This is a genomic window from Neisseria iguanae, from assembly GCF_003013245.1.
Classification (GTDB): domain Bacteria; phylum Pseudomonadota; class Gammaproteobacteria; order Burkholderiales; family Neisseriaceae; genus Neisseria; species Neisseria iguanae.
In genome coordinates this window covers 1-6851 of sequence record NZ_PXYY01000114.1, presented here as the reverse complement: position 1 = coordinate 6851, position 6851 = coordinate 1, and the positions used below count along the sequence as shown (strand labels likewise).

The 6851-nt window shown below is 52.2% G+C and carries 3 protein-coding genes and 1 pseudogene; 3 read left to right on the top strand and 1 reads right to left on the bottom strand.

All coding sequences use genetic code 11. The features are described 5' to 3' along the window. Window positions 1–141: 141 nt before the first annotated feature. Window positions 142–1554 (bottom strand): PepSY-associated TM helix domain-containing protein, encoded by a 1413-nt coding sequence (locus C7N83_RS12435; RefSeq protein ID WP_106743028.1) that lies wholly within the window; start codon window positions 1552–1554, stop codon window positions 142–144. 290 nt (window positions 1555–1844) lie between these two features. On the opposite strand from C7N83_RS12435, the gene recC reads away from it, so the two are divergent. The 3 genes and pseudogenes from recC to C7N83_RS17140 all read left to right on the top strand — a co-directional run. Continuing rightward, window positions 1845–5087, top strand: coding sequence for an exodeoxyribonuclease V subunit gamma (gene recC / locus C7N83_RS12430; RefSeq protein WP_106743026.1), 3243 nt, complete (start codon window positions 1845–1847; stop codon window positions 5085–5087). A 232-nt stretch (window positions 5088–5319) separates the two neighbouring features. After that, a complete protein-coding gene (gene dusB, locus C7N83_RS12425; protein WP_106743030.1) occupies window positions 5320–6318 on the top strand; it encodes a tRNA dihydrouridine synthase DusB in 999 nt (332 codons plus the stop codon). Between the two features lie 174 nt (window positions 6319–6492). After that, a pseudogene (locus tag C7N83_RS17140) lies at window positions 6493–6851 on the top strand (IS1595 family transposase); the annotation flags it as partial.

The window sequence follows — 6851 nt, the reverse complement described above, 5'->3', positions numbered from 1 at the left end:
ATTTTTGCTCTAAGGTCGGTTGTGTGCGGCTGATATGCAATCTTTCTTGTCGGGAAAGGCAGTATGCTGCCGCATACTGACCTTTTTCTGTTATCAAAAGTTGTACTTGCTATGCGAATCTGCGGGCCTCTTATTTCCGTTTTATTTAAACCATTTTTTCAAAGCCGGAATACGCGACAACACCATAAAATCCAAAACCGCAATCACCAAAATCGCGATGACGGCGGTAGGGAAGAGCAACGCTACCAGTAACAGCGGGAAGGCCATTGCCCACCAAACAGGTAATTCTGCTTTGTTTGATGGCGGATTCAAGCCCACGGCGTGGTTCGGGCGGCGTTTCCACCACATCACAAAGCCGCTCACGCACATCAAAATCACCGTCAGGCAAAACACAATGTTGGCCGCCACGCTCCACCAGCCCAGCGTACCCATGTGAAGCGCGATGCTGACGGCCATGAATTTGCCAAACGCATTGTAATCATCGTAGCGGATATCGGCCAACTGCTTGCCGCTGTATTGGTCAAGGTGTACAGTGCGGTCGATAAACGGACTATTGGCATCGTAGCTCATTGAATCTTGCGACAGCGTCCAGACGCCTTTTTCGCCTTGTGGCAGATTCAGTTGATAGCGGCCTTGAAAACCGATTTCGCGCGCGTAACGGTCAACCGTTTCCAGCGTTATCGGTTCGGCAGGATTAATGCCGTCTTTGCCTAAAGTCGTGCCTGATTGCGGCATGGGAGTCAGCTCCAATACCCAAGGGACTTCTTTGGTTTTGCCGTCGTTGAGCAATTGGCCGTAGTTCGCCATATCAGATTCGGGATTGGGCGCCACGCCCCATTTGCCTGCCGGAAATTGGCTCCAAGCCTGCACGGCCTTCCCACCCCAAATACCCGCCCATGCAATGCCAGATAAGCAAAACAACAATAAAACCAGCGAAATCCATGCGCCGGCTGCGCCGTGAATGCTGCGCCAAGCCGAGCGGCCGGAAGTGATTTTCGGTAACAGCATATTTTTCAGACTGCCTTGTTTGCGCCACCACAAATAAATGCCGGTAATAATCAGCAAAATGGTCAAAGAAGCGGCGGTTTCCAATAAATAATCGCCAAACTTGCCCAGTAGGATATCGCTGTGGATTTCGTCCATCAAATGATACCAATCCTGATGGCGCGGAAACACTTTGATCGGCTGCGCCGTGTAAGGATCAATCGCCACCATCATCGCCTTGCCGTCATCGTTGACACGAAACACTGCCACCATATCGTCAGCACGCGGCGCGATGTATTGCACCACGGAAGCCGTTTCAGATCGTAACGCACCGCGCGCCGCTTCGGCTTGCTCCGATAAAGGCCGGACAACCGTTTGCGGCGTAACGTGAATCCGTTCGCCGTCGCGGCCGCTGATGTTGGCAAACAGCAGCATGGCCAAGCCGGTGGCGGCCAGCAAAATTAGGAAAGGCGCGACAAAAAATCCTGCATAAAAATGCCATCGCCATACTGTCAGATAACGGCGGTTGGCCTGTTGCGCTGCTTGGGGCGCAGATGGGGTAGGGGTCATATGATTTTCCGAATAGATTAAAAAGCCACTATTATATATAGTGACTGCCTTTTTTTAAATAAATACAGTATCCATAAAAATGCGAATGAATCTGATATAAGGCAAATTTATGATTCGATATGGCGGCATCAAGCGATGTCTCAGAATATATGTCCTTATTTCAAAATGAATTTGGCATGAATACTGAAATTCCGTATTTTATGGAAAAAGCCGTCTGAAAATAAACCGCAACAAAGTTTCAGACAGCCTTATAATTCATCATCAACTTTTTATCTGCTTGAACCAACGCCATGTTTTATCTTTATCAATCCAACCGCCTTGAATCGCTCGCTGCCTTGTTCGGCCGGATTCAGCAGCTCCATCCCTTGAAACACGCGCTGACGGCGGAAGAAATCGTTGTCCAAAGCCAGGGCATGCGCCGTTATTTGAGCAGCTATTTAGCGAAAGAGCTGGGCGTGGCGGCAAATTTGAGATTCAGCCTGCCTGCCGGTTTGACATGGCGGCTGATGCGCGAGCTGATTCCCGATGTGCCTGCGCTCAGCCCGTTTTCACCTGAATTGATGCGCTGGCGTTTGTTGGCATTGTTCCGCAGTGAAGCATTTCAGGCTGCCTCAGAATTTGAAACCGTGCGCGACAAGCTGCAAAGTTATTTACGCAGCAGCAAATCGGCAGATTATTATTTGGCCGGACAACTGGCAGATATTTTTGACCAATATTTGGTATACCGCCCGCAATGGATTGATGCGTGGCAGGCAGGCAAATTGCTGGATTTGGGTGAAGACGAAATCTGGCAGGCGCAATTATGGCGTTTTCTCGACGACGGCAGACAAACCGCCCCGCACCGTGTGGCCTTGTGGGAAACCTTGCTGGCCAATTTATCGTCACAAAACCTGCCCGAACGCTTTTTCGTGTTCGGTATTTCCACCATGGCGCCGATGTATTTGCAGCTTTTGCAGGCCATTTCTGAGCATTGCGATGTGTTTGTCTTTGCGCTCAATCCGAGCGAACAGCATTGGGGCAATGTGATTGAGGCGGCGAAGATTTTAAAAAGCGATGACGATGTCGATTTGAGTCAAACCGGCCATCCGCTGTTGGCTTCGTTGGGTAAGCAGGGACGCGATTTTTTTGATTTTCTGTCGGAAACCGAAATGGAAACGCCGGTGTACGAAACCGAAGACAGCGGTGAACCGACCTTGCTGCACTGCTTGCAAAACGACATTCAAACGCTCTCACTGCCGCGCCACAGGCAGGCTGCGCACGCCGAAGACGGAGATGCGCTGCTTTCAGACGGCTCCATCCGTGTGGTATCGGCACACAGCCCCTTGCGCGAACTGCAAATTCTGAAAGACCAACTGCTGCATATTCTGCACGGACATCCCGACTGGCAGCCGCACGATATTGCCGTATTGATGCCGGATATCGAGCCGTACAGCCCGTTTATCGAAGCCGTGTTCGGCCGTGCGGCAGACGGTACGCAAGCCCTGCCGTATTCTGTTTCCGATGTGAAACTCAGCCGCCGCCAGCCGTTTTTTTACGCGCTGAAGCAGGTGTTGGATTTATTGGAAAGCCGTTTCGAAGTCGATAAAGTTTTGCCGCTGCTCGACAGCAGCTTGGTGCAAAACCGCTTTGAACTCAGTCCCGACGATTTGCCGCTGTTGCACGATACCATCGCCGGACTCAACGTGCATTGGGGATTAGATGAACACATGCGTGGCGCGGCCGATAATTTATTTACGTGGCAACAGGCTTTGTCGCGCATGGTTCTTGGCTGGATGCTGCCCGAAGGCGGTGACGGCATGTGGCAAAACGTCAGCGCGTGGCATAGCGATGTCAACCAGCTTGCCGTGTTCAGCCGCTTTACCGCCTTTATGCAGACCTTGGCCGACACCGCGCAAACATGGCAAACTGCCGCCACGGCGGACGAATGGATTGAACGCGTGCGTCGGTTGCGCGACGGCCTGTTTGCCTTGGGCGATGACGACCAATACGCTGCGCAGCAATTCGAGCAAGCCTTGGTGAAATGGCAGGAAGAAGTTGAATTATCAGGATTTTCAGACGGCCTGTTGCCGCAGCACACCGTTATCCGCCATATCAGCCGCTTTTTGAGCAGCGAGAGCCAAGCCGGATTTTTGCGCGGCGGCATTACCTTTTGCAGCATGGTACCGATGCGCAGCTTGCCGTTTAAAGTGTTGTGTTTATTAGGTTTGAATGATGGCGATTTTCCGCGCAACACCAAACCTGCCGTGTTCGACCTGATTGCCAAACATCCGCAAAAAGGCGACCGCGCCCGCCGCGACGACGACCGTTATCTCTTTCTCGAAGCCATCATCAGCGCGCGTGAGATTCTATATTTGTCGTATATCGGCCGCAGTATTGTCAATGATGCCGAGCTTGCCCCGTCGGCCTTATTGAGCGGACTCATCGATACCGTTGCTGAAATGACCGGACGGCGCAGCAAAGATTTGCTGGCAAACTGGGTACGCCAACATCCGCTGCAAGCCTTCTCAACGCGCTATTTCCAGCCGCAGCAAGATTCAAGCAAGCTTATCAGCACGCGCCGCGATTACGCCCAAGCCTTGAATGATGCGGCATACAGGCCGTCTGAAAAGATGACGCCGTTTTTCATTCAACCCTTGGGTAGGGAAGGCGAGCCGCAGGCCATTGTCACGCAAAACGAATTCATCGGCTTTTGGAAGAATCCCGTCAAAGCATGGTTGCGCAACGCTTTGGGTTGGCGCGAACCGTACCGCGATGAAGCATGGGAATCCGCCGAGCCGTTTGAGCCGGAGCAGGACGAAAAAATCGCCGATGCCTATCTGGAAGCGCGGCGGCAGCGGCAGGATTTTGCCGCCGTCGAAACCAAGCTCAACGCTGAAAGCCTGTTGCCTGCCGGTGAATTGGGCGGCTTGTGGCAGCAGCGTTTTCAAGCCGCCGCCAAGCAGATTGACCAAGATTTGCTCGAAAGCCCGAAAGTGCCGCCGTCTGCCTACGAATTGGCGTTCAACAAGCAAACTTTAATCGGCAGCTTGAATCATGTGTATCAATGCGGCCAAATCGTGTTCCGCAATAAAAAGCCCAACGCCCCCGAGCGCATTGCCTTGCTGCTGGAGCATATCTTATTTAATGCCGTGAGGCCGTCTGAAAGCGAAAGCGGCCTGACGTATCGGGTATCGGGCGAAGAAACGGTGGTTTATCCCGAAATCGACCGCCAAACCGCGCATCAAATCCTGCAAACATGGCTGGAATACTATAACATCGGCCAAAGTCGGCCTTTGCCGTTTTTCGCCAAAACCAGCTTGGCAGCTGCTGAAGCCTATGCTAAAAAGCAGGACTGGGAACAGGCGAAAAAGGCAGCTGCTGAAAAATATTACGATAAAAAAGGCCATATGGGACAATGCAGTTACACCGAAGTGGCCTTGGTGTTCGGCCGTGACGGCGAATCACCGATTGATACTCCCTTGTTTGAAAACCTGATTATTGATTTATTGGTGCCGTTGTTTGCGGTGACAGCGGTGCAGAAGGAAAATGCATAGGGTGTGCATTGATGTGCAAGCAGTCGGGTTTGAAAAAATCTGGCTGTTTCCCGGATCTTTCAAACCGTGTCGGCGGATTACCCATCCTGCGCGATGATGGCTGCCAAACAATAATCTGAGGCCGTCCGGAAAACTGGAAACCAGCTTTCAGACGGCTTTTATTGTGTAAAACCGATTGGAAAAACTGCTTAAAAATTGTACAATCAGAGCCTTTTCAACCATGGCGGCCAACATGCAAATAGGCGTATATTCTATCGATACCCCCCTCGCCCTCGCCCCCATGGCAGGTATTACCGACAAGCCTTTCCGCCGTTTGTGCCGCGAATTCGGCGCAGGGTGGGCGGTTTGTGAAATGGTGGCCAGTGATCCCCGGTTGCGCCACAGGAAAAAAACCTTGTACCGCAGCGATTTTTCCGGCGAAAACGGTACGGTGGCGGTGCAGATTCTCGGCAACGTGCCGCAGGAGATGGCCGAAGCCGCGCGTTATAATGTTGAGCTTGGCGCGCAAGTGATTGATATCAATATGGGTTGTCCGGCAAAGAAAGTCTGTAATGTATTGGCGGGCAGCGCGTTGTTGCAAGACGAGAAGCTGGTGGCCGGGATTTTGCAGTCGGTGGTGAAAGCAGTAAATGTGCCCGTGACCTTGAAAACACGTTTGGGCTGGCACGACGGACATCAAAACCTGCCCGCCATCGCACACATTGCCGAAGATTGCGGCATTGCCGCGCTGGCGGTACACGGCCGCACGCGCACACAGATGTATCAGGGCGAAGCGCGTTACGAACTGATTGCCGAAGTCAAAAGCCGTCTGAACATTCCGTTATGGGTCAACGGCGACATCACTTCGCCGCAAAAAGCCGCCGCAGTATTGAAGCAAACCGGAGCCGACGGTGTGATGATTGGCCGCGGCGCACAAGGGCAGCCGTGGCTGTTTCGCGATTTGCAACATTTCACCGAACACGGTACGCTGCCTGAAGCCTTGCCGCTCAAGCAATGCAGTGATACCGTGCTTGCCCACATCCGCGCCGTACACGAATTTTACGGCGAACAAAGCGGCCTGAGAACCGCCCGCAAACACATCGGCTGGTATCTTGATGCCATGCCTGAAGGAATCGAAACCCGCCGGGAAATCAACCGTTTGAATTCCGCCGCCGCACAATATGACGCGCTGGCTGCTTATTTGGACAAACTGCCCGAGTATACGGATGCATGGGCGTGTGCTTACCGCTGATTATCGTGGTGTGATTTTCGGGGAAGATTCAGATGGGTGAAGCCCAACGGCCATCCTCACCCTAGCCCCCTCCCGTCGGACAGGCAAAGGGACGGTTCGCCAGATTCAGCAATGGTCAGGTGAAATAAAGTTTGGGGGCTGTATTAGACTGGCAGTTGTGTTACCCATTCGAAAATGAAGATAACACACTGTAAATTATCTGAAAAAGTACAAAAAAAACAACTTGGGTTTTTGTACCCGGAGTTACTGCCCGTCCGGCTGCCGGTTTATTGGATATCCACCCCAATGCAGCAGCGTTGTTTACCGTAAAACCCGTCAGGTTGTTGCCTGCCATTTAACGCTTCAAGCAGATAAAGTTTTTGATGGTTCCGTCGGACTTGATAAAAGTTATTTTGGCGGGCTGCGCAAAGGCAAACAGGATTGCGAAAGCAGCGGGTAAAGCCGCTCCGTATCCGGTATTTTGAAACGGCAGGGTGAGGTACCGTTGTTGCAGAAAACACCGGGAAAGATACGTCACTGCCTGTTATTAAACG